The organism is Allobosea sp. Root670, assembly GCF_001429415.1.
GTDB lineage: Bacteria > Pseudomonadota > Alphaproteobacteria > Rhizobiales > Beijerinckiaceae > Allobosea > Allobosea robiniae.
Genome location: NZ_LMJU01000003.1, coordinates 32,603 through 56,077 on the forward strand (window position 1 = coordinate 32,603; position 23,475 = coordinate 56,077).

Consider the following 23,475-nt stretch of genomic DNA (forward strand, 5'->3'; position numbering starts at 1 on the left):
TCATAAATTCGCACGAATGAGCATCCCGACATGGCGACACCATCCGAACGACCGCGGCCGAAGCCGACCCCCGAGACCCGGCACTTCTGGGAGGGGACGCGCGAAGGAGAACTCCGGCTGCAGCGCTGCAACGCCTGCGAGCGCTCCTATTTTCCGCCGCGCCCGTTCTGTCCGCATTGCAACGCCGATGACGTCACGGTCTATGCGGCCTCCGGGCGGGGCACGCTCTACAGCTACGTCATCAGCCATCGCCCGGCGCCGGGCTTCACACCACCCTATGCGATCGCCGTGGTGGAGACGCAGGAAGGGCCGCGGCTGATGTCCAACATCGTCGACTGCCCGCAGACGCCCGAGGCGCTGCAGCTCGACATGGCCGTTGAGGTTGTTTTCCAGAAGCTGGACGACGAGATCACGCTGCCGCTCTTCCGCCCGGTGGGGGCGCGCGGATGAGACCCGGATCGATCGCCATCGTCGGCGCCGCCGAGACGACGCGGATGGGACATATCCCCGACGCCTCGCAGATCCAGCTCCATGCCGATGCCGCGCGCAACGCCATACGCGATGCCGGGCTGAAGCCCTCCGACATCGACGGCTATGCCTGTGCCGGGGAAATCCCGACCAATGTGGCGCATTATCTCGGCCTGACGCCCAAATGGGTGGACGGCACCTATGTCGGCGGCTGCTCCTTCATGCTGCATGTGCGCCATGCCGCGGCGGCGATCACGGCCGGGCTGTGCTCGACGGTGCTGATCACCCATGGCGAGAGCGGGCGTTCCCGGATCGGACTGGTGCGGCCGACGACGCAGCCCGAGAGCTATGCCGGGCAGTTCGAACTGCCCTATGGCCCCAGCGGGCCGCCGACGCTCTTCACCATTCCCGTACTGCGCTACATGAAGAGATACGGCCTGACGCATGAGCAACTGGCGATGGTCGCGGTCGTGCAGCGCGAATGGGCCGCCCGCAACCCGCGCGCCAGCTTCAGGGACCCGATCACCGTCGACGACGTCCTGAACTCGAAGATGATTGCCTACCCGTTCCGGATCCTGCAGTGCTGCCTGGTCACCGATGGCGGCGGCGCCCTGATCCTGACTTCGGCCGATCGCGCGAAGGACTTCCCGCAGAAGCCCGTCTACATCCTCGGAACCGGCGAAAGCACGGAAACGCCGATGATCAGCCAGATGGCCGACTTCACCTCGTCGCGCGCCTTCCGTGTCGCCGGCGCCACCGCCTTCGCCGAGGCCGGCATCACCCATGCGGATGTCGACCATGCCATGTTCTACGACGCCTTCGCGCATCTTCCGATCTTCGGCCTGGAAGATCTCGGCTTCGTGCCCCGCGGCGAGGCAGCGCGCTTCATCTGGGAGCGGAACACGGCGCCCGGCGGCAAGCTGCCCGTCAACACCAATGGCGGCGGCCTCAGCTACATGCATTCCGGCATGTACGGCATGTACGCGCTGCAGGAGAGCGTCCGGCAGATGCGCGGCATCGCCCCTGCACAGGTCGAGGGTGCGAAGGTCTCGGTCTGCCACGGCGTCGGCGGCATGTTCGCGGCCAGTGGAACGGTGATCATGTCGAACCAGCAGCCTTAGGGACCGTCCCCCGAGAAGCATCAAAGATGCCCGGGGTCTTACGCACAGGGAGGAAACAATGCGTGGACTTACAGCAGCGGCAGCCATTGTGCTGGCGCTATTCAGCCAATCCGCCACCGCGCAGGAACCGGTCCGGGGCGGCACGCTGCGCCAGGCCGTCCTTGCCGAGCCCTATACGCTCGATTGCCATGCCGCGACGACGGTCTATGTGACCAGCGCGCTCGCGCCGCACTATTCCACTCTGGTGCGCTACGACCCGCAGAATTACCCGAAGGTGATCGGCGACCTGGCCGAGAACTGGACCGTCTCGGAAGACGGCCTGACCTATACCTTCAAGCTGGTCCCCGGCGTGAAATTCCATGACGGCTCGCCGCTCACGGCACGGGACGTCGCGGTTTCGCTGGAGCGAATCCGCAAGCCGCCGAAGGGCATCGTCTCGGCACGGGGACCGCTCTTCCAGCGCATCGCCTCGATCGATGCGGTCGACGACCTGACGGTGGTCCTGCGCCTCTCGCAGCCGGAAGTGGCGCTGCTCGAGCTCCTGGCCAACCCGCTGAACTGCGTCTACAGCGCCGCCAAGCTGGAGACGGACCCGCACTTTCCCGAGAAGCAGGTTCTCGGCTCGGGCCCCTTCAAGTTCAAGGAGCGCGTCTCCGGCTCGACCTGGGAAGGGGAGCGCTACGCGGATTTCCATCGCAAGGGACAGCCCTATCTCGACGGCTTCAAGCTGTTCTTCATGAGCGGCCCGGCGATCCTCAACGCCCTGCAATCGGACCAGGTCGACACCGAGTTCCGCTCCCTGACGCCGCAGCAGCGCGATCGGCTGGTGGCCGCCCGCAAGGATACCGTCTCCGTGCAGAGCGGCACGATGACGACCATGATCAAGATCGCCTTCAACACGCAGCGCAAGCCGTTCGACGATGTGCGGGTGCGCCGCGCGCTCAACCTCGCGATCGACCGGACCGGCGGCTCCGAGGTGATTTCGCGCGTCACCTTCATGGGCGGCGTCGGCGCCCTGCAGCGCCCCGGCTACGATCTGGCCGAGACCCCCGCCGAACTGGCGAAGCTCCCGGGCTACGGCGGCGACATCGAAGCGCGGCGGGCCGAGGCGCGGCGGCTCCTGAAGGAAGCCGGCGTGCCCAACCTCTCCTTCGCCTTCGGCAACCGCAATGTCGGCGAGCCCTATGTGACCATCGGCACCTGGGTGATCGACCAGTGGCGGCGCATCGGCGTCAATGCGCGCCAGGACATGCTGGAAAACCCGGTCTGGGTCGCTTCGCGGGCCAACGGCCAGTTCGACGTGCTGATGGACGCGATCGCCGAGGCGACCGACGAGCCGACGGTGATCTTCTCCAAGTATCAGTCACGCGACAAGACGCCGTTCAATACGGCGAAATATGAGGATCGCGAGATCGACGCGCTCTACGAGAAGCAGCGCGCCGAGCTCGACCCGGCGAAGCGCAAGGAAATCCTCGCCCAGATCTCCCGCCGCGTCCTGGATCAGGCCTATTACGCGCCGCTCTTCTGGGCGAACCGCATCATCGTCAGCAACGCCAAGCTCAAGAACTGGAAGCTCGCGCCAAGCCAGTTCCTGAACCTGGATCTGGCCGACATCTGGCTCGACAAATAGGGGCCGGATGGGGATCGGGACGAGAGACGCGCGATGACGGGTTTTCTTTTGCGGCGGATCGCCCTGATGATCCCCACCTTGCTGGGCGTTGCCGTCCTGATCTTTCTGATGCTGCGCGTCCTGCCGGGGGATATCGTCGAGGCGAAGCTGCGCGGCGACGGCGCGGCGGTGAGCGCGGAACTCATCGCCACCGAGCGCGCACGGCTCGGGCTCGACCGCTCCCTCCCGATCCAGTTCGTCGAATGGGTCTCTCGCGCCGCAAGGGGCGATCTCGGCGTCTCGATGTGGACCGGGCAGCCGGTGACCAGCGAGATCGGATTGAGGATCGGTCTGTCGTTGCAGGTCGCAGTGATGGCGGCGCTGATCGCCACGCTGATCGCGCTGCCGCTCGGCACGCTCTCCGCGATCTATCCGGGAACGCCGCTAGACTACTGCATCCGTCTCGTCGCGGCCTCGGGCATGGCCGTCCCGTCCTTCTGGTTCGGCATGATGCTCATCCTCATGCTGCTCTACCTGTTCAACTGGGCGCCACCGATCACCTACACGCCGTTCTGGCAGGACCCGCTCGCCAACCTCAACCAGCTGATCTGGCCGGCTCTGGCAGTGGGCTACCGCTATGCGGCGGTCGCGGCCCGCATGGTCCGCTCCTCGCTGCTCGAAGTCCTGCAGGAGGACTATATCCGCACCGCGCGGGCGAAGGGGACGCCGGAGCGCGACCTGATCTGGCGTCATGCCATCCGCAACGGATTGCTGCCGACCATCACCATCGTCGGGCTCGAATTCGCGTTCCTGGTGGGCGGCCTCGTCGTGACCGAACAGGTCTTCAATCTCAACGGCATCGGCAAGCTTCTGGTGCAATCCGTCGCCCATTACGACTACGTCATGATCCAGGGCATCGTGATGGTGCTCGCTTTGGTCTTCGTGCTGACCAATCTGGTGCTCGATATTCTCTATGTCTGGCTCGACCCGCGCATCGAGTGGTCGCGATGAGCGGGGGCGACGAGCTTTCGATCCCGCCGCAGCGCCGGGGCGCGGTGCGGCGCTTCCTGGCCTCGCAGCCGGTCGGCACGATCGGCCTGTGCGTAGTCGTCCTGATGGCTGCCGCGGCTGCCTTCGCGGATTGGCTGGCGCCTTACGATCCGCTCGCCCTGGGGTTCGACACAGCGCTTCAGCCGCCGTCCATGGAGCATCTCTTCGGCACGGATTCGCTGGGGCGAGACATCTTCTCCCGCGTGATCTTCGGCGCCCGGACGGCGTTGACGATCGGCGTTTCCGCCTCGTTGGTCGGCTGCTCGATCGGCGCGCTGATCGGCATCGCATCCGCCTATTACGGCGGGCTGGTCGATCTGATCATCCAGCGCCTGACCGATCTCATGCTGGCTCTGCCCATCATCGTGCTGGCGATCGTCATCGTCGCCATTTTCGGTCGCAGCACCAGCGAAGGCATCGATCTAAACGTCATCTTCGCGATCGCCATCGCGATCATCCCGAACGCCGCGCGCGTGATCCGCTCCTCGGCGCTCACCATCGTGACGATGCCCTATGTCGAGGCTGCGCGCGCCTCCGGGCTGCGCAGTGCCCGGATCATTCTTCGCCATATCGCGCCCAACGTCGCCGCACCCTTCCTGATCCTCGTCAGCGCCTATATCGCGCAGTCGATCCTGCTCGAGGCGGCCCTCTCCTTTTTGGGACTGGGCGTAACGGAACCCCAGCCCTCATGGGGGCTGATGCTGTCCGGGAATACCTCGGACTTCTATCGCGAGGCGCCCTGGATGATCGTTTTCCCGGGGCTTTCGATCACGGTCACCGTGCTCGCCTTCAGCCTCGTCGGCGACAGCCTGCGGGATTGGTTCGATCCGAAATTCCGAGTGCGGTGAAAGGCGGGAGGAGTTCCGGCATGTCAGAGAAGGTCGCGATACCCACCGATGAAGCGCCCCCGGTCCTGCATGATCTCCAGGATGGCGTCGGCATCATCACCCTGAACCGTCCCCGCGTGCACAATGCCCTCAACGACGCGGCACGCGCTGCGCTGAAGGAAGCGCTGATCTGGGCGCGGGATAACGACGCGGTGCGCGCCGTGCTGCTGCAGGGCGCCGGGCGTTCCTTCTGTTCCGGACGGGACCGCAATGGCTTTCTCGAAACCGGGAAGCATGCCTCGCATCGCGAGCTTATCCTTGCGGCACAGGAACTGCGGCTGTTGCAGTGCGAGCTGGGAAAGCCCTCGATCTGCGCGCTGCACGGCCATGCGATCGGCGCCGGGGCGGAGCTGGCGCTGGGATGCGACTTCCGCATCGCCGGTGCCGACCTGAAATACAGCTTTCCCGAAGTCGGCTTCGGCGTCGTCTCCGACACCGGATCATCCGCGCTACTGACGCGGCTCCTGGGCCCCGCCCGCGCAAAATGGCTCCTGGCAAGCGGCGATGTCATGGACGCGCGGCAGGCCGCGGATTGGCGCCTCGTCGAGTGGGTCGTCGAAACCACCGAGCTCGCCGACGCTGCGTTCGAGAAAGCTGCCAGATTGGCGCGCCGGCCGCCGGCAGCGCTCCGGAAGCAATCTGAGCTGATCGACGCAGCCGCGCCCGCCCTGCTCCGCCAGGCGCTCAGCCGGGAGATGGAAGCCCAACTGGAGCTGTTCGCCGGTTCGGAATTCGCTCTCATCCGCGAGCAGGGCTTCCAGGCTCATGGATAGGCAGGATATGTTCCTCGCCATATCCGGGCATCCGCTCCGGCGGCATGCTGATAGCGGCTCTTGACCGATCTGTCGGCCCGACTTCATCAGCGTGATCGACAAGATCGTCCGGCCGCGAGATTTCAATGCGCGTCCTGAAGCCGGCAGCTCGGAGCGCGTTGCGTCGGGCTGGAGCCCTGAACATGACCCGGAAGGACTGAAGATTGGCTTTTCTCGAGGAACCGGAGCCTCAGCGGGGCGTCGCCCTGCCCGTTCTGCCAGGCGTCAGGCGCATCGTCGCGAATAATCCGAGCCTGATGACCTATCACGGCACGAACACGTACCTGATCGATTCGGATGAGGGCTTCATCGTGCTCGACCCCGGGCCGGAGGATGCCGGCCACCTCGACGACATCATCGCGGCAACGGGGGGCAAGGTCTGCGCCATCCTCCTCAGCCACACCCATTCGGATCATCTGGGCGCCACCTCTTCCCTCAAGGCCAGGACGGGAGCGCCGACCTTCGCCTTTCATCGGGTGGCCGATCCATCCTTCGAGCCTGATGTCCTCGTCCACGATCGCGACATGGTGGCCGGCATGCTCGCGATCCACACGCCGGGGCACGCCAGCGACCATCTCTGCTTCGCAGCCCGGGACGGGATCGTCTTCAGCGCCGATCACGTGATGTCGTGGTCGAGCAGCATCGTCTCCCCGCCCGACGGCAACATGGCCGCTTACTGCGCGAGCCTTCGCCTGATGCTGTCACGCAAAGACAGTCTTTACCTGCCGGGCCACGGCCCTCCGCTGCCGGATCCGGCGCCCTATGTCGCGGACCTGCTCAATCGGCGGGTCGAGCGGGAGGAGGCGATTTTCGAAGCGTTGCGCTCCGGGTCATCCAACGCCTGGGACCTGATGGATCGGCTCTACTCCAAGACCGATCCCTGGCTTCGGCGGGCGGCTGAACGCAATGTGATAGCCCATCTTGAGAAACTGCATGCGGAGGGGCGTGTCGCACAGGCCGGCGAGATCTGGAGCGTGCAGCGCTGATCAGGCTGAATTGGCGAGGTGCCAGACGACGTCTGCAAGGACCTGCGCGCCCGCTGTCAGATGCTCCGGTTCAGCCCATTCGTCGGGGTTGTGGGACACCCCTCCCCGGCATGGCACGAAGATCATCCCGGCGGGGCAGACATAGTGCAGTTGGCGCGCGTCATGGCCGGCTGCCGAATAGACATCCATCGCAGGAATGCCCCGCGCCGCAGCCGCTTCGGCAATGGCGCTGCGAATCGCGGGCGCGAAGTTCAACGAGGGCGAATGCTGGATCTGCTTCAGCTCGACGCTGCAATTCCCCTTCATCTCCTCGACAATGCGGCGGATCGCGGCATCGACCCGGTCGACCACGGCATTGTCCGGGTGCCGGAGATCGATGGAGAAGAAGACCTCCGCCGGCACGACGGACGGGGCGTTCGGCGTCACCTGCAACATGCCGACCGTCAGCAGCGTATCGGCCGGCTCCATGGCGGCTTCGTCGATGGCGCGGATCATGCGGATAGCCGCCATCAGCGCATCGCGCCGATCCTTGCGCAAGGCGGTGCCGGCATGGGCGGCCTCGCCCATCACGCGGATCCGATAACGCCGCGTCCCCTGAATCCCTGTCACGACGCCGATCGGGATCCCCGCCTCTTCGAGCACGGAGGCCTGTTCGATATGGGGCTCGACATAGGCGGCGATCGGCAGGCCGAACGCCCGCAGCGGTACCTTGTCGTCGGCCGCCAGGATCGATGCCACCGCTTCGCCGATGCTGATGCCGTCCGCGTCGCGGATGGGCAGCACGGCCTCGAGAGCCTTGGTTCCGGTGAAGAGGTCGGAGCCCGTCATGCCCGGCGCGAAACGCGAGCCTTCCTCGTTGGTCCAGGCCACGATCTCGAACGGGCGAAGCGGCCGCTCGCCGCGCGCCACGATCGCCGCTGCGGTTTCCAGGGCCGCGAGCACACCGAAAACCCCATCGAACTTGCCACCGGTCGGCTGCGAGTCGATATGCGATCCCGCCACGACCGGCGCGAGCGAAGGATCGCGTCCCTCGAGGCGCAGGAACAGGTTCGCCGCCTTGTCGGTGAAGGGCTCCAGGCCGATCGCACGCCCCCAGGCGATCACCTGCGCGCGGGCCTGCGCCTCCTGCGGCGACAGGGTCGGGCGATCGACGCCACCATCGGCGCGGGCGCCGAACGCGGCCAGCGCCATGTGGCGGGCCCAGAGACGCTCGCTATCGACGAAATCGGAGAGGCGCTGCGGGGCTGCCATGCTCAATCGACCCGCATGATCTGCGCCGGGTTGGCGCGGGGGTCGCGCTCGCCCCAGCGCCCGGCCTCCACCTGTGCGATGAACTCGGCGAGCAGGCGATTGAAGAGCTCGGGCTCCTCGAGATTCAGCGTATGGCCGGATTTCGGAAAGACGGCGAAGCCGCAGCGCGGCACCACCCGCTTCAGATAGAGCCCCGGCTCGATGCAATGGTCGTCCTCGTCGCCGGTCATGACCAGCAGAGGCGCCTGCATGGCGCGGAACCCCGCCTCGAGATCATAGAGCGAGGGCCGGCGCATCTGCACGCCGCGCATGGTGTTCGCCGCGCCAAGCGAATCGTGCTGGCCGAGCCGCTCCGCGAACAGCGCCCAGCCGCGCGGGTCCTTGTCCTGGAACTGCACGCGCGAGGCGCCCTCGGCATAGGTCGGCGCGAAGTCTTTGGCTCCGCGCTCCTGAAAATTCCGGGCCACCTGCTCGGAAATGCCCTTGAAATAGTCTTCATGGGCCTTCTCGGCGCCGTAGCCGACCCCGGCCGCAACGATCGACAGCACGCGGCCGGGATGGCGCAGCCCCGCATGCAGCGCCGCAAAGCCGCCCATCGAGAGCCCGACGACATGGGCCTTCTCGATGCCGGCCGCGCTCAGCACGTCGACGATGTCGTCGGCCGCGCGCGCCTGGGAATAGCTTTCCGGGCTCTCCGGCACGTCGGAGGGCCGGTAGCCCCGCGCCGCGAAGGTGATGCAGCGGTGCCGGCGCGCGAAGAAATTGAGCTGCGGCTCCCAGCTCCAGTGGCTGCCGCCGAACTCGTGCACGAAGATGATCGGCGTGCCGGTGCCAGCCTCCTCGTAGAACAGCTTCACGCCATCGCTGGCCGTGGCAAAAGCCATGTCGCGGCTCCCCTCAGATCACGGAACGGCGCGAGGCGATGCCGCCATCGACGGTGAAGATCGCGCCGGACGTGTAGCCGGACCGGTAGGAGGCGAGGAACACGATCAGGTCGGTGACCTCGTGGATATGGGCCGGGCGCTTCAGCGGATAGCGCTGCTGCAGCTCCTCGTAGCGGCCGGCATCGCCGAGCCAGTCGGCCGCGCGCTTCTTCAGCATGTTGTAGATGCGGTCCGTATCGACCGGCCCCGGGTTGACGCCCACCACCCGGATATTGTCGTCGAGCGAGTGGCCGCCGATGGCGCGGGTGAACGCCATGAGGCTGGCATTGCCGGTCGTGCCGGCGACATAGGCGGGGTCGAAAACCTCGCCGCCATTGCCGATATTGTTGATGATGACGCCGCCGCCGCGCGCCTTCATCAGCGGATAGAGCGCACGCGTGAGATTGATATAGCCGAAAACCTTGAGCTCCCAGCCGGCACGCCATTTCGCCTCGTCGACGTCCCACAATGTACCGCTGGGGATGACGCCGGCATTATTGACGAGAATATCGATATCGCCGACGGCCGCGACGAGGCGTTCCACCGCGCCCGCAATCGTCAGGTCGACCGCGTGCGCCGTCACCGTCACGCCATGGCCGGCCTCCAGCTCGCGCTTGAGCGCCTCGAGCCTGTCGCCGGAGCGCGCCACGACATGGAGATGGCAGCCCTCCTCGGCAAATGAGCGCGCCAGCCCCTCGCCGATGCCCTGGGACGCACCGGTGATCAGGACCGTCTTGCCCTTCAGCTTAAGATCCATTGTCGCTTTCTCCCTTTGATGAGCGCTGCGGCGCGGCAGACCGGCTCAGAACAGTTTGACGTCTTCGTTTTGGCCACGAACCTGCTCGACCATGGTCGGCAGCAGGTCGACGAACTCCTCGACCCAGGCGGTCGGGACCGTGGTGCTGATCTTGACGAACCGGTCGCCGAAATTGGGTGTGTGATAGGCGCCCTGGCGGATCATGATGTCGTGCTTCTGAAAGGCTGCGACGAGCGCCTCCGGCTTTACCCCGGCGCGCTCGCATTCGAGCACCACGAAATTGCCGTTCGACGGGAAGACCGGCAGGGACAGGCCTGGAATCCTGTCGGCAGCGTCCTTGATCAGTTTCTGGTTGGCGCGCTGCTGCGACAGGACGCCGGGAAACCACTCGGCTTTGATGCCGAGGCCGGCGAGCGCCGCGCGCTGGGACAGGATGTTCGAGCCGAGATTGTTCGGGGGCGCCGCCGAGAGCTTCTCGATGATATCGGGATGGGCGACGACCGCACCGACGCGCATGCCGGCCAGGCCGAGCCATTTCGAGAAGCTGTAGATGGTCAGCGTCCGCTCGGGATAGCGCGGCGCCGCCAGCGTGTGCTCATGCGCGAAATGGCGATAGGTGCAGTCGTGGATCAGGTAGGCACCGACCTCGCGCGCGGCTGCCACGATGCCGTCGATCTCGGCCGCCGTGCAGGCCGAGCCCAGCGGATTGTTCGGATCGACGATGTAGATCACCTTTGTCTTCGGCGTGATCGCCGCTTTCAGCCGCTCCGGTGCAAGGCGATAGCCATATTCCTCGCCATAGATCGGAATTTGCGTGACTTTCGCGCCGACGGCGCGCGCAAAGGCCATCGGCCAGTTCCAGGTCGGATCGGTGGTGATGAACTCGTCGCCCGGCCCGAGCAGGCTGTGGCAGACATGGTAGAGCGAGGCGACAGCCCCGTCGGAAACCAGCGCCGCCTGCCCCTCCAGGCCGAGATCGGCGACGATGCCGTGGCGCAGCTCCTCGAGCCCTGCCGGCGGCGCGTAGATGTGGAACTCCTCGTCGCGGATGCATTTCTCCATCGCCGCCAGCACGGCGGAATGCGGCGTCGCGTGATTGGTGTTCTGCCCCATCCAGCGCAGGCCGGCCGTGTTCACCAGCCGGTCGAAATGGGCATTGCGAACCTCGAAGGTTTTCATGACATCTCCGCAGCGTATCGCCATTTTGGTATAATGAAATCGACCTAAAGCTCTTTCTTGGGGAGTGTTTGCACAGAACCCGCATACCAAACAACCTAAAAACGCAGCTTGCCGGTAAAAAATTATGCAGGAATTTATTTTGTGCATAATGACACTTGCGCGCGGCGGAGATCACGGTGATGCTGGTGTCAGCGTCGCCACAGGCAGGCAGGCGACAATAAAAGGGGAGATATCGGATGCGTGTTTCACGTCGCACTGCTCTCAAGGGCTTCGGTGCCGCTGCAGCGGCAGCCGTGACGAGTGCCATCGCCATGCCCGCGCTCGCGCAGGGGCTGAAGAAGGTCTCGTTCACGACCTCCTGGATTCCCGAAGGACCGAACCTTTTCGCCTATGTCGCGCGCGACAAGGGCTTCTGGAAGCGCCATGGGCTCGACGTCTCTGTGGCGCGCGGTTCAGGCTCGGGAGCGGCGGCGCAAGCGGTCAGCGCCGGCACCTTCGATTTCGGCATGGCGGCCACCCCGACGGTGATCGTGCAGGCGGCGAAGAAGCTGCCGATCACCTGCATCGGCCAGATCAACTATGATGCGCTGATGGGCATCGGCGTCCTGTCGGGTTCGCCGATCAAGGGCCCCAAGGACCTCGAAGGCAAGAAGCTCGGCGCCAGCGTGACCTCCGGCGAGTATCCGTTCCTGCCGCTCTATGCCGAGAAGGTGGGCCTCGACCTCTCGAAGCTCCAGATCCTGCAGATCGACGGCAAGGTGCGCGAGCGCACGCTGGTCGAGAAACAGGTCGATGCGGTCTCGGCCTTCGCCACCAGCACGGTACCGTCCCTGGCGCCGCTCGGCACCGATGTCCGGTTCATGCTATTCTCCGCGGCCGGCATCGAGTTCTACGGCCAGTCCCTGACGACCCAGCCGGCCCGACTAAAACAGGACAAGGCGCTGTGCGAGGCTTTCGTCCAGGGGGCCATGGACGCGATCAAGTTCACGATGACGAATTTCGACGAGTCCGTGGACATCTTCCTGAAGGCCAATAGCGAGGTCGCCATTTCCTCGACCGGCAAGGAATACGCCCGGATCGGGCTCGGGCTGACGAACCTCACCAATCTCGTGCCTGAGGTTAAGCAGAACGGCTTTGGCTGGGCCGATCCGGCCAAGGTCGCCATGATGGCCGATCTCGTGATGAAATATGCAGCCGGCGAGGGAGCGGTGAAGCCGGATGTCGGCACGCTGTTCACCAATGACTTCATCGGCAAGCTCAAGCTGACGCCGGAAGAGCTCGCCGCAGCCGAAAAGAGCGCCGCGCCGTTCCGCAAATATGTCGGCTCCTGACCGGCCCATCGCACGAGGCGACAACCTGATGCTGAGTTTGGCACCCAAGGTGGAGCGTCCCGCGGCCGAGGCACCTCTCGTCTCGGCCACGGATGTCCAGAAGACCTATTTCACGCGGCAGTCGCCGATCCATGCAGTCGCCTCCGCGTCGCTCGACGTCGCCAGGGGCGAATTCGTGTCGCTGCTCGGCCCGTCGGGCTGCGGAAAGTCGACGCTGCTGATGATGATCGCCGGGCTGGAACGGCCGACATCGGGCACGATCACGTTGGCGGGCGAGCCCGTCGCATCGCCACGCCGCGACATCGGCATCATCTTCCAGGATGCGACGCTGCTGCCGTGGAAGAGCACGCTCGAGAACGTGCTCTTCCCGATCCGCATCCTGAAATTGCCGATGGAGACCTATCGCGACAGGGCCCATGGCCTGCTCAAGATGGTCGGCCTCGCCGGCTTCGAGCACAAGAAGCCGGGCGAGCTCTCGGGCGGCATGCGCCAGCGCGTCGCGATCTGCCGGGCGCTGATCCACGATCCGGAAATCCTGCTGATGGACGAGCCCTTCAGCGCGCTCGACGCCATCACCCGCGACCAGATGAATGTCGCCCTCTCGGAGATCCTCGAGACCTACCGCAAGACCGTGATCTTCGTGACGCATTCGATCCGCGAAGCCGCCTTCCTGTCCGATCGGGTGGTGGTGATGGGCGGGCGGCCCTCGACGATCATCCTGGACAAGAAGATGCCGTTCCCCCGGCCGCGCCGCTTCGAGATCGAGGAAACGCAGGAATTCGCCCAGGTCTGCCGGGAGCTGCGCCTGACCATCGAAGCCGCGCATGGACATGGGCAGGAAGGGCATGAGCAGGATGCGCCCAGGCCCGCTTCGATCCCGGCCGCCGTCAGCGTCATCGAGTGAGGTCCAGCATGGCAAAGCTCACCATCGGCACCGAGACCGGCGCCGTCCTTCCGGCGTCCGATACCGGCCGCTTCCGGGGTTCCGCCGGCATCAGCAGTGTCGTCCTGCCGCTCGGCCTGGCCTTTTTCGTGCTGGCGGCCTGGCAGCTCTACGTCACGATCTTCCAGGTCCCCTCGGTCATCCTGCCGTCACCGATCTCGATCGCGCGCTATATCGTCGACCGCTACGACATCCTGCTGATGCATGCGGTGCCGACCACTTTGGAATCCGCCGTCGGCTTTCTGCTCGCGGTCCTGCTCGGCGTCGCGATCGCCGTCCTCATCACCTATTCGGACATGGCGCGCGAGGCGCTTTACCCCAACCTGATCTTCTTCCAGCTCATCCCGAAGATCGCGCTTGCCCCGCTCTTCATCATCTGGCTCGGAGTCGGCTCGCAATCGCGCATCGCGTTCTCGATATTCATCGCCTTCTTCCCGATGGTCATCGCGACCACCGCCGGCTTCCTGAGCGTCGACCGCGGGATCCTGAGGCTGTGCCGCTCGCTGACGGCCACGGAATGGCAGATCTTCACCAGCGTGCGCTTTCCGACCGCGCTGCCGCATATCTTCAGCGGCATGAAGATCGCGATCACGCTGGCGATCATCGGCGTGATCATCGGCGAGTTCATCACGGCACAGGCCGGCCTCGGCTATCTCATCATCTTCGCGACGGCCCGCGCCGATACCGAGGTGTCGATGGCGGCCATCGTGGTGCTTTGCATCTGCGGCCTGCTCCTCTATGGGCTTGTGGCGCTCGCGGAGATGGTCGCGAACAGATTTTACTCGGCAGACAGCCGGTGAGGCGCTGACCTGATGGCGCGAATGAACGGATCGATGACGCCAGAAGAGCCTGAATCGCTGTCGGCCGGAGTGGTCAACCGCCTCGAGGAGGAAATCCTCAAGGGCATCCGGAGGCCGGGCGACAAACTGGACGAGCGCCAGCTCGCCGAGCAGTTCGGCATGTCGCGCACGCCCGTGCGCGAGGCGTTGCAGCGCCTCGCCGCCAGCGGTCTCGTGGTGTCGCGCGGCCGTCAGGGGCTGCAGGTCGCGCAGATGTCGCTCGCCGACCTCCTGGACGCGTTCGGGGTCGTCGCCGAGCTGGAGGCCTTCGCCTCTTCCCAGGCCGCGCGCCGCATCCAGCCGGAGCAGCGGGCGCTTCTCCAGGCGGCGCACCGCTCCTGTGCCGAAGCCGCGGCGGCCGAGGATGCCGAGGCCTTCTATGCGGCCAATCTCGTTTTCCACGAGCTGATCGCCGCCGCCAGCCATAACCGCATCCTGCAGGACGAGTTGCGGCGATTGACGCTGAAGATCTCACCCTATCGCCGCACCATCACCTATCAGCCCGGGAGGATGTATTCCTCGATCCCCGAGCACGAGCGCGTGATGGATGCGATCCTGCGGGGCGACGGCGTCCAGGCTGCGCAGATGATGCGCTCGCATGTGACCCTGCTGGGCGAGGGGCTGTCGGACCTGCTGCATTTCCTGCGTTCCTCCGGCGGGCACGGGCTGCTGGCGGAGATGTCCTAAGCCCGCGCTTCCGTTCGCCGCGCAGGCCGATTTCAGCGCTTCCGAAACGCCGGGCCGCCGAACATCGCATCCCCCGCTCCGCCCTCGACGATCTGCGGCAGCAGCGCTTTCCAGGCCTCGATCATATCGGCGAAATAGCCAGGGTCCTGGCGCAGCACGGTCTGCACGCCCATGCCGCGCACCAGGCAGACCGTCAGGTTGAGGATGATGCGAGCCTCCCGGGCCGTGCGCTTCTCCGGATTGCAGAACTCCACCCAGGTCGAATCGAGCGCCTCGTGGAAGCGCTTGACGACGGGAATCATCCGCTCGCGCAGATCGGCATCGTTGCGCGCCTCGGTGATCATCTCCAGCGAGAGATAGAAGAAGCGGCCGGAAAACAGCTCCCAGAGAAAGCCGACGAAACCTTCGAGCGACAATTCGCCGTTCTGGACACGCCGGGCAACGGCGCGGATCTCCGCGGTGCCGTCGTCGAGCAGTCGCTCCATCGCCGCCAGGATGATGTCGGCCCGCGCCGGGAAATGGTAGAGCAGCGCCCCACGGGACACTTGCGCCCGCTCGGCGATCTCCTGCGTCGTCGCCGCGTGGTAGCCGACATCGTGGATCACATCGAGCGTCGCCCCGATCAGTCGCTCATAAGTCGCGACGCTGCGCGCCTGCTGCTGGCGCTCGGAACGCGAAGCCTGCTTCATCTCTGCGCCCACCTGTCCGCTCCCCTCTGTGCTGCCTCGCCCGGCCGGCGCGTCGGCGCCATAAAAAACAATCTTGCCTGATTTTTTCAAGGGGATACCGTGCCCGGATCGCGACACGAATGCTCGCAGGGAGGGAAGAAGCCATGACGAGTGACGACTATCAGAACCGGAGCTACGGCGAGATTCCGGTCGGCTTCGGCAAGAAGCCGGGCATCGTTGTCGTCGATTTCCAGACAGGCTTCACCGACGCCCAATATCCGCTCGGCGGCGCCCCGCTCGTCATGCGCGCCGTGGAGAACACGGCCAGGCTGCTGGAGGTGGCGCGCCGCTACAACGTGCCGGTCGCGAACTGCAACACGGCCTATATGAACGAGCGCGAGATGCCCTACTGGAAGATCACCGCCGTGCGCGAGACCTTCCGGCACGACCATCCGAGCGCCGCCTTCGACCCCCGCATCCACGATCCCGCCTACGATCTCACGGTCTGCAAGAAGGCACCCTCGATCTTCTTCAACACCGGCGTCAGCGACTACTTCAACAAGGAGCGCGTCGATACGGTGATCGTCACCGGCTGCAACACCTCGGGCTGCATCCGCGCCACTTCGATCGACAGCTTCAGCTATCGCTACCGGACCATCGTCCCCGAGGATTGCGTCGGCGATATCGAGGAACAGCCCCATCGCGACAATCTCCGCGATCTCGGCCGCCGCTATGTCGATATCTCCGATCTCAAGACCGTGCTGGCCTATCTCGAAGACTGGCACAAACAGAACGCCGCCTGAAGCAGCTCAGCACGAGCGATGCCCGCCGGCTCAGGCTGATCGGCGGGCCACATCCTGCTCTACGACTGAAGCGCCGAGGCCAGCACCCGCACGACATGCACGGCCTCGCGCTGCGCGCCGTCATGGATCTGGTGGCGACAGCTCGTGCCGTCGGCGACCACGAGATCGTCAGCGCTGGCCTTGCGCACAGCCGGCAAGAGCGAAAGCTCGCCCATCGCCAGCGAGACATCGATCGTCGCCGCACCATAGCCGAAGGCGCCGGACATGCCGCAGCAGCTCGATTCGATCGGTCGCACATCGAGCCCCGGCACCGCCCGCAAGGTCTTCTCGACCGCTCCCATGGCGTCGAAGGCCTTCTGGTGGCAGTGCCCGTGCAGATGCGCGACGCGCCCGCCCTGATCGCTGAGCGGGAGCTTCGTCCTGCCCGCCGCCATGTCGGCCGCCAGCAATTCCTCGATCAACAGGGCGGCCTTCGCCAGGGGCTCGACCTCGGCCTTGGGCAGCAGCGCCGCGAATTCGTCGCGGAAGCTCATCAGGCAGGAGGGTTCGAGGCCGACAATGCGCGCGCCCTTCGCCACGAAGGGTGCAAGCGCATCGAGCGTCCGGCGCGCCTCGGCCCGTGCCTCCTCGACCAGCCCGGCCGACAGGAAGGTGCGCCCGCAGCAAAGCGGCCGGCCTCCGCCGGCGGCTTCGACGCGATGCAGCCGATAGCCGCCGACCTTGAGCACGCGCTCGGCCGCCTCCAGGTTCTCGCGCTCGAAATAGCGGTTGAAGGTGTCGCCGAAGAGCACGATGTCGCGGCCATCGCCTTTGACCGCCGAGGCATCCGATGCGGCAGCCGCCTCGCGCCAGGGCTTGCGCCAGACCGGGAGCGAGCGCCGCGCCGAGAAGCCGAGCCAGCGTTCGCTCAGCTTCGCCAGGAGCGGGATGCGATCACGCAGGTTCATCAAGGGCGCGAGCGCGGCAGCGACAGGCGCATAGCGCGGCAGGAAGGCGATCAGGCGCTCCTTCAGCGGCAGGCCGTGCTTCGCGTGGTAGTGATGCAGGAACTCGACCTTCATCCGGGCCATGTCCACACCGGTCGGGCAATCACGCTTGCAGCCCTTGCAGGAGACGCAGAGATCGAGCGTCTCCTTCATCTCCGGCGAGGTGAAGGCATCGGGGCCGAGCTGGCCGGAAATCGCGAGCCGGAGCGTGTTGGCCCGGCCGCGGGTGACATGCTGCTCGTCCTGCGTCGCGCGCCAGGACGGGCACATCGTGCCACCAGTCATCTTCCGGCAGGTGCCATTATTGTTGCACATCTCGACCGCGCCGCCGAGCCCACCCCAGTCGGACCAGTCGAGCGCCGTTTGTGCGGAAACCGGCGTGGCATAGCCCGGCGCGAAGCGCATCAGGTCGCGGTCGTCCATATGGTAGGGGCGGACGATCTTGCCGGGGTTCAGCTTGTTGTCGGGATCGAACCCGTCCTTCACCGCCTCGAAGGCGCGGGTCAGCGGCCCGCCGAACATCGGCTCGACGAAATCCGAGCGCGAGATGCCATCGCCATGCTCGCCGGAGAACGAGCCCTTGAAGCGGCGGACGAGCTCGCAGGCCTCCTCGGCGATGCCGCGCATCGCCTTCACGCCCGTTTCCGTCTTCATGTTCAGGATCGGGCGCACATGCAAGCAGCCGACCGAGGCATGCGCATACCAAGTGCCGCGCGTGCCGTGCTTCTCGAACAGGGCCGTCACCGCATCGGTATAATCGGCGAGATGCTCGAGGGGCACCGCGCAATCCTCGATGAAGGAGACCGGTTTCCCGTCGCCCTTCATCGACATCATGATGTTGAGGCAGGCCTCGCGCACGTCCCAGACCGGCTTCTGCCGGGCAGGCTCGACCACCTCCACCACCGCATCGGGGAAGCCGAAATCGGCCATGCACTGGTCGAGCCGCTTCAGGTCCCGCTTGAGATCGGCGAGATCGTCGCCGGCGAACTCGACCAGCAGCAGGCAGTTCGGCCGGCCCCTGGTGATGTCGGCAAGCGTGCGCACGAAGAGCGGGATGTCGGCGCCGAGCACCAGCACATTGTTGTCGACGAGCTCGACCGCGACCGGACCGAGCGCGACGATATGTTGCGTCGTCTCCATCGCCGCGCGGAAATTCGGGAAATGGCAGACGCCCATGACGCGATGCTGCGGCAGCGGCGAGAGTTTGAGCGTCGCTTCCGTGGTGATCGCGAGCGTGCCTTCCGAGCCCACGAGCAGATGCGACAGGTTCGGCCGCGGCACGATCAATTCGTCGAGATTATAGCCGCCGACACGGCGCTGCACCTTCGGGAAAATCGCCTCGATCGCCTCGCGATGCCGTCCGGCCAGCGCCAGCATCCCCGTCATCAGGTCGCGGGCCCGCGGCGAGGCATTGTCGCGCACAGCGCCCTCGCCGAGCGCGAAGGGCTCGCCGTCATGGAACATCGCCTTGAGCGCGATCACGTTGTCGACCATCTTGCCGTAGCGCAGCGAGCGCGCGCCCGACGAGTTGTTGCCGGCCATGCCGCCGATCGTGCAGCGGCTCGCCGTCGAGGGCTCGACCGGGAAGAACAGACCGTCCTTGCGCAGCCGCGTATTCAGCGCCTCTAGCACGAGGCCGGGCGCGACCGAGATCGTGCGCTGCTGCGGATCATAGTCGCGGATCGCGTTGAACTGCCGGCTCATGTCGAGGATCAGCGCATCGCCGATCGGCTGGCCGTTTTGCGAGGTGCCGCCGCCGCGCGCGATCACCGGCACGCCGTGCTCGGCCGCGATCGTCAGCGCCGCCGCGATATCGGCCTCGCTCTTCGGAAAGGCCACGCCCTGCGGCACGATCTGGTAGATCGAGGCATCGGTGGCGTAGCGCCCACGGGTGAAGGCGTCGAAGCGGACCTCCCCTTCCAGCGCCTGCGACAGTTTGCGTTCGAAGCCGAGATTGCGGCTATGCGGGCGCGGCAGCGCGGCCTGCGTCATCGTGTGGCCTCGGCGGTCTCGGGATCGGTTCGGCCGCGGCCGCGGCCGCGCAGCGCGGCGATGGCATCGCTGGCCGGCCCCCAGCAGAGCAGCAGCAAGGCGAGGATGACGAGCGTCGTGACCAGCCCGTTCGCCCAGAAGATGCCGAGCGAGCCACCCGAGCCGAGCAGCGCCTGACGGAAGGCGTCCTCGGCGCGATCACCCAGCACCAGTGCCAGGATCATCGGGGCGAGCGGATAGTCGAGCTTCTTGAAGAGATAGCCGACGATGCCGAAGATCAGCATCAGCCAGATGTCGAAGATCGAGTTCGAGATCGTGTAGGCGCCGATCGCACAGACGATCAGGATCACCGGCGCGACGAAGGAGAACGGAATCCGCATGATCGCGGCGAAGAGCGGCACCGTGGCGAGCACGATGACGAGTCCGGCGATATTGCCGAGATACATCGAGGCGATCAGGCCCCAGACGAACTCCTTCTGCTCGACGAACAGCATCGGCCCGGGCTGCAGCCCCCAGACCAGCAGGCCCCCGAGCAGGACGGCAGCCGTCGCCGAGCCGGGAATGCCGAGCGCCAGCATCGGCAGCAGCGCGCTGGTACCGGCGGCATGCGCGGCGGTCTCGGGGGCCAGCACGCCCTCGATCTCGCCCTTGCCGAAATTCTTGCCGCGCTTCGAGAAGCGCTTGGCCAGGCCATAGCCCATGAAGGAGGCGGCGATGGCGCCGCCCGGCGTCACGCCCATCCACATGCCGACGACCGCGGAGCGCAGCAGCGTCGCCCAATAGCGTGGCAGGCCGGCCCAGGTCCGCAGCACCACCATCAGGTCGATCTTGGCCTGCTTGCCCTTGAACACCAGCCCGTCCTCGACCGTCAGCAGGATCTCGCTGACGCCGAACAGGCCGATCACGACGATCAGGAAGTCGAAGCCACGCATCAGCTCGGTCGAGCCGAAGGTCATGCGCAGGTCGCCCGAGATCGAATCGAGGCCGACCGCCGCCAGCAGGAAGCCGATGCAGAGCGAGGCGATGATCTTGGCGCGGTTCTCCCGGCCCATGCCGATGAACGAGCAGAAGGTCAGAAGGAAGACAGCGAAGAACTCGGCCGGGCCGAATCTGAGCGCGAACTGGGCGACCAGCGGCGCGACGAAGGTGATCAGCACCACGCCGGAAAGCGCCCCGATGAACGAGGCGGTGAAGGCTGCCGTCAGCGCTTCCGCAGCCTTGCCCTGCACCGCCATCGGGTAGCCGTCGAAGGTGGTCGCGACCGACCAGGCCTCGCCCGGGATGTTGAACAGGATCGAGGTGATCGCCCCACCGAACAGAGCGCCCCAGTAGATCGACGACAAGAGGATGATCGCCGAGGTCGGGTCCATGCCGAAGGTCAGCGGCAAGAGGATCGCCACGCCGTTCGGTCCACCGAGGCCAGGCAGCACCCCGACGATGATGCCGAGGATGACGCCGACCGCCATGAAACCGATATTGTGCCAGGAGAGCGCGACCTGGAAGCCGGCGATGAGCGAGGAGAGATCGTCCATCGGTGACCCTTCAATAGCCGAGCATGGCTTCCAGCGGGCCCTTTGGTAGGGGCACGCGGAACTGCAGTTCGAAGATCCAGAAGCAGGCGATCGGTACGAGCAGCGCCGTCAGCCCGATCGACCACCAGCGCGACGTCCCGACCACCGCCATGAAGGTGACGATGAAGACAGCCGAGGCGACATAGATTCCAAGCGGCTGGATCAGCGCCACGAACAGGACGAGCGGTCCCAGCACCCTGACGACCTGGCGCAGCTGCCCATAGGTGACGAAGACCGCATCCGGCCGGCGGAAGGACTGCCAGAGGATGAAGAGCGAGGCGGCGAGGAAGATCCAGCCGACGCGGGCCGGGAAGAAGCCGTTCTGCGGGCCGCCATCCCAGCCGGCGCCACGGCCATGCGAGTCGTAGAGCACGATGCCGGCGAGGCCGATCAGCAGCAGCGCCGTGGCGATTTCGACCGGCCGGCGCGAGATGCCGGGTTCCTGGGCTTCAGCTTCAACTGGTTGCGTCATTCACCGTTCCTCGCGCGTCATCCCGGACAAGCCGCCCTCGGGTCCGACCTTCGGTCGGCCCAAGGACAGGCTCTTGCGGCGCCGATCCGGGATCCATTCCTGAAGCGTTCCGGAATGGATCCCGGGTCTTCCCTTTGCTCGCCCGGGATGACGAGGCACCCCGGCAACGGTCACCCGTTCACTTCGCCATGAAGCCGGCTTCGGTCATCAGCTTCTCGTGCTTCGCCTCATCCGCCTTCAGGAAGGAGACGAAGGCATCGCCATCGCGGTAATCCGCCGCCAGCGCGTTGCGGGCGAGGTATTCTTTCCATTCCGGCGTCTCGGAGACCTTCTTGAACATGTCGACATAGAAGGCCTGCTGTTCCTTCGTGACCTTGCCGGGCATGAACATGCCGCGCAGCATCTGGTAGCTGACATTCAGCCCCTGCGAGGCGCAGGTCGGGATGTCGGCCCAGGACTGCCCGTCCGCGACCTTCTCGCTATAGACCATCTTCTGCTCGGCGAAGACGCAGAGCGGGCGGGTGGCACCGCCGCGCCAGTTGGCGAGGTCCTCGGCCGGATTATTGGTGGTGGCTTCGACATGCCCGCCCGACAACTGCGTCGAGGCCTGGCCGCCGGAGGTGTAGGGGATATAGGCGAACTTGGTGCCGCCCTGCTTCTCCATGGCGAAGACGAGAAGGTTGTCCTCCCGCTTGGAGGAGGTACCGCCGATCTTCATCGGTGGGCTCGCCGCTTTGGCAGCCGCCATCAGGTCGCCGGCGTTCTTGTAGGGCGATTTGGCGTTGACCCAGAGCAGGAAGGAATCCTGCGCCAGCATCGCGACCGGAGTGTAGTCGGTCCAGTTCAGCGCCAGCTTGGTCGCCATCGGCGTCATGAAGATGCCGCTCGAAGTGGTGATCAGCTTGTGCGGGTCGCCGGCCGACTTCTGGATGTCGAGCATGCCTTCGGCGCCGCCGGCGGCCGGCTTGTTGACGACGATGATCGGCTGCTTGGTGAGCTGATGCTTCTGGATGATGCCCTGGATCGTCCGCGCCATCTGGTCGGAGGCGCCGCCTGCCGAGAACGGCACGACGATCTCGACCGGTTTCGTCGGCTCCCAGGCCAAGGCGGGCGCGATGGCGCCGAGCGACAGGGTAGCGGCGAGCCAATGCTGCTTCATGGTCTTTCTCTCCCTTCATCGCGCTCTGACGGCGCCATGGGAGCGACCCTAGACCAAAAAATTTTGCATTCAATCTAAAAGATGAAACCCGTGGAATTGAGAACGAAACATTCCCTGCCCTGCCGTCAGCCTCGCGATCGCAGACACCATCAATTCCGAGGTCGCCTGCGCTCAGGCCGCCGGCTGGGCCGCCTTCAGCTTGTTCCTGAGGTGCAGGAACAGGATGTCGCTCAACTCGCTGCCCGCGCGCCGGCGCAGCGCGTCCAGGATCGCCTCATGCTCGCGCATCGCCTCGCTCAGCCTGTCGCGGTCCTTCGCCAGGTTGGCGGCATAGCGGACGCGCCGGATGCGGCCGGCCAAGCCGGCATAGGTCGACGCCAGCAGCGTGTTGCCCGCGGCCGCCACGATCATCTGGTGGATGGCCTGGTTGCAGCGGAAATAGCCGTGCACGTCCCGGCGCAGGTAGAAATGGTACATTTCATGGTGAACCCGCTCGATCTCCGCGATTTCAGCGTCGGTTATGCGCTCGCAGGCCAGGCGCCCGGCCAGCGATTCCAGTCCGCCCATGACATCGAAAAGCTCGCGCAGATCGGCGGCGCTCAGCTCGCGCACGCGCGCGCCGCGGTTGGGAAGAAGCTCGATCAAGCCCTCCGCCGCGAGAACCTTCAGCGCCTCGCGCAATGGCGTCCGCGAGATGCTGAAGCGCTCGCACAGCGCGCGCTCGGGGATGCGCACACCGTCCTCCAGATGCCCCTCGACAATGAAGTCGCGCAGCGCCGCCAGCAACTCGCCATGGAGCGTCCCCGACGACCTGGCAGCCTCCACCGCCTCCCGACTCCGGCCCTCATCTGCATTCATGGATGTCTCGCTCATGATCTCCAGCTAAGCTGACGCAGACCCGCTGTCGAGCCCTGCTATCTGCCCATATGAATTACATGACAAGCTTGATCTTCCAAAGAATGAATGCAAAATGACGTGAGG

General features: G+C 65.7%; 21 protein-coding genes and 1 pseudogene. 12 read left to right on the forward strand and 10 right to left on the reverse strand.

The window, feature by feature from the left end; genetic code table 11:
• The first annotated feature begins 30 nt into the window (after positions 1-30).
• From ASE61_RS06990 to ASE61_RS07020, 7 genes are all read left to right on the forward strand, one after another.
• Positions 31-450: a Zn-ribbon domain-containing OB-fold protein gene (locus ASE61_RS06990; protein WP_061966137.1), complete on the forward strand. Its 420-nt coding sequence runs from the start codon at positions 31-33 to the stop codon at positions 448-450.
• Complete coding sequence (locus tag ASE61_RS06995; protein ID WP_061966139.1) at positions 447-1,589, forward strand: thiolase C-terminal domain-containing protein; 1,143 nt, start codon at positions 447-449, stop codon at positions 1,587-1,589. Before ASE61_RS06990 ends, ASE61_RS06995 begins: the two co-directional genes overlap by 4 nt.
• A 58-nt stretch (positions 1,590-1,647) precedes the next feature.
• Positions 1,648-3,219, forward strand: a complete 1,572-nt coding sequence (locus tag ASE61_RS07000; protein ID WP_082617269.1) for an ABC transporter substrate-binding protein — start codon at positions 1,648-1,650, stop codon at positions 3,217-3,219.
• Between the two features lie 33 nt (positions 3,220-3,252).
• The gene (locus tag ASE61_RS07005; RefSeq protein ID WP_061966143.1) at positions 3,253-4,209 is read left to right on the forward strand and encodes an ABC transporter permease; all 957 of its coding nucleotides are present in this window, start codon (positions 3,253-3,255) and stop codon (positions 4,207-4,209) included.
• The gene (locus tag ASE61_RS07010; RefSeq protein ID WP_061966275.1) at positions 4,206-5,096 is read left to right on the forward strand and encodes an ABC transporter permease; all 891 of its coding nucleotides are present in this window, start codon (positions 4,206-4,208) and stop codon (positions 5,094-5,096) included. The genes ASE61_RS07005 and ASE61_RS07010 overlap by 4 nt, the downstream gene beginning before the upstream one ends.
• 20 nt (positions 5,097-5,116) lie before the next feature.
• Positions 5,117-5,908 carry an enoyl-CoA hydratase/isomerase family protein gene (locus ASE61_RS07015; protein WP_061966145.1) on the forward strand — a complete coding sequence of 264 codons (792 nt, stop codon included), beginning with the start codon at positions 5,117-5,119 and terminating at the stop codon, positions 5,906-5,908.
• 296 nt (positions 5,909-6,204) lie between these two features.
• Positions 6,205-6,933: an MBL fold metallo-hydrolase gene (locus ASE61_RS07020; protein WP_200959609.1), complete on the forward strand. Its 729-nt coding sequence runs from the start codon at positions 6,205-6,207 to the stop codon at positions 6,931-6,933.
• Here ASE61_RS07020 and ASE61_RS07025 read toward each other — a convergent pair whose 3' ends face one another.
• The 4 genes from ASE61_RS07025 to ASE61_RS07040 are packed head-to-tail and all read right to left on the reverse strand — an operon-like array spanning position 6,934 to position 11,043.
• Positions 6,934-8,184 carry a M20 family metallo-hydrolase gene (locus ASE61_RS07025; RefSeq protein WP_061966149.1) on the reverse strand — a complete coding sequence of 417 codons (1,251 nt, stop codon included), beginning with the start codon at positions 8,182-8,184 and terminating at the stop codon, positions 6,934-6,936.
• 2 nt (positions 8,185-8,186) lie between these two features.
• Complete coding sequence (locus tag ASE61_RS07030) at positions 8,187-9,068, reverse strand: alpha/beta fold hydrolase (RefSeq protein WP_061966151.1); 882 nt, start codon at positions 9,066-9,068, stop codon at positions 8,187-8,189.
• A 13-nt stretch (positions 9,069-9,081) separates the two neighbouring features.
• Positions 9,082-9,864 carry an SDR family oxidoreductase gene (locus ASE61_RS07035; protein WP_061966153.1) on the reverse strand — a complete coding sequence of 261 codons (783 nt, stop codon included), beginning with the start codon at positions 9,862-9,864 and terminating at the stop codon, positions 9,082-9,084.
• 45 nt (positions 9,865-9,909) lie between these two features.
• Positions 9,910-11,043: a pyridoxal phosphate-dependent aminotransferase gene (locus tag ASE61_RS07040; protein ID WP_061966155.1), complete on the reverse strand. Its 1,134-nt coding sequence runs from the start codon at positions 11,041-11,043 to the stop codon at positions 9,910-9,912.
• Between the two features lie 236 nt (positions 11,044-11,279).
• On the opposite strand from ASE61_RS07040, the gene ASE61_RS07045 reads away from it, so the two are divergent.
• Genes ASE61_RS07045 through ASE61_RS07060 form a run of 4 tightly spaced genes read left to right on the forward strand, consistent with a single transcriptional unit; the run spans position 11,280 to position 14,843 of the window.
• Positions 11,280-12,374, forward strand: coding sequence for an ABC transporter substrate-binding protein (locus ASE61_RS07045; RefSeq protein WP_061966157.1), 1,095 nt, complete (start codon positions 11,280-11,282; stop codon positions 12,372-12,374).
• Positions 12,375-12,402: 28 nt separating this feature from the next.
• Entirely contained in the window at positions 12,403-13,278 is an 876-nt protein-coding gene (locus ASE61_RS07050; protein ID WP_082617283.1) for an ABC transporter ATP-binding protein, read from the forward strand.
• A gap of 8 nt (positions 13,279-13,286) precedes the next feature.
• Complete coding sequence (locus ASE61_RS07055) at positions 13,287-14,117, forward strand: ABC transporter permease (protein ID WP_061966159.1); 831 nt, start codon at positions 13,287-13,289, stop codon at positions 14,115-14,117.
• Between the two features lie 33 nt (positions 14,118-14,150).
• Positions 14,151-14,843, forward strand: coding sequence for a GntR family transcriptional regulator (locus ASE61_RS07060; protein ID WP_162260078.1), 693 nt, complete (start codon positions 14,151-14,153; stop codon positions 14,841-14,843).
• A gap of 32 nt (positions 14,844-14,875) precedes the next feature.
• Here the strand turns inward: ASE61_RS07060 and ASE61_RS07065 are convergent, their stop codons facing one another.
• Positions 14,876-15,532, reverse strand: a complete 657-nt coding sequence (locus ASE61_RS07065) for a TetR/AcrR family transcriptional regulator (RefSeq protein WP_061966164.1) — start codon at positions 15,530-15,532, stop codon at positions 14,876-14,878.
• 143 nt (positions 15,533-15,675) lie between these two features.
• On the opposite strand from ASE61_RS07065, the gene ASE61_RS07070 reads away from it, so the two are divergent.
• The gene (locus tag ASE61_RS07070; protein WP_061966166.1) at positions 15,676-16,314 is read left to right on the forward strand and encodes an isochorismatase family protein; all 639 of its coding nucleotides are present in this window, start codon (positions 15,676-15,678) and stop codon (positions 16,312-16,314) included.
• Positions 16,315-16,373: 59 nt separating this feature from the next.
• On the opposite strand, the gene ASE61_RS07075 is transcribed toward ASE61_RS07070, so the two are convergent.
• The 5 genes and pseudogenes from ASE61_RS07075 to ASE61_RS07095 all read right to left on the reverse strand — a co-directional run.
• Complete coding sequence (locus tag ASE61_RS07075; protein WP_061966168.1) at positions 16,374-19,292, reverse strand: FAD-binding and (Fe-S)-binding domain-containing protein; 2,919 nt, start codon at positions 19,290-19,292, stop codon at positions 16,374-16,376.
• Positions 19,289-20,824, reverse strand: coding sequence for a tripartite tricarboxylate transporter permease (locus ASE61_RS07080; RefSeq protein WP_061966170.1), 1,536 nt, complete (start codon positions 20,822-20,824; stop codon positions 19,289-19,291). The genes ASE61_RS07075 and ASE61_RS07080 overlap by 4 nt, the downstream gene beginning before the upstream one ends.
• Before the next feature lie 10 nt (positions 20,825-20,834).
• Positions 20,835-21,335, reverse strand: a complete 501-nt coding sequence (locus ASE61_RS07085) for a tripartite tricarboxylate transporter TctB family protein (protein ID WP_061966172.1) — start codon at positions 21,333-21,335, stop codon at positions 20,835-20,837.
• Between the two features lie 178 nt (positions 21,336-21,513).
• Entirely contained in the window at positions 21,514-22,494 is a 981-nt protein-coding gene (locus ASE61_RS07090; protein ID WP_061966174.1) for a Bug family tripartite tricarboxylate transporter substrate binding protein, read from the reverse strand.
• A gap of 171 nt (positions 22,495-22,665) precedes the next feature.
• Positions 22,666-23,295, reverse strand: a pseudogene (locus ASE61_RS07095) (GntR family transcriptional regulator); the annotation flags it as partial.
• Between the last annotated feature and the right edge of the window lie 180 nt (positions 23,296-23,475).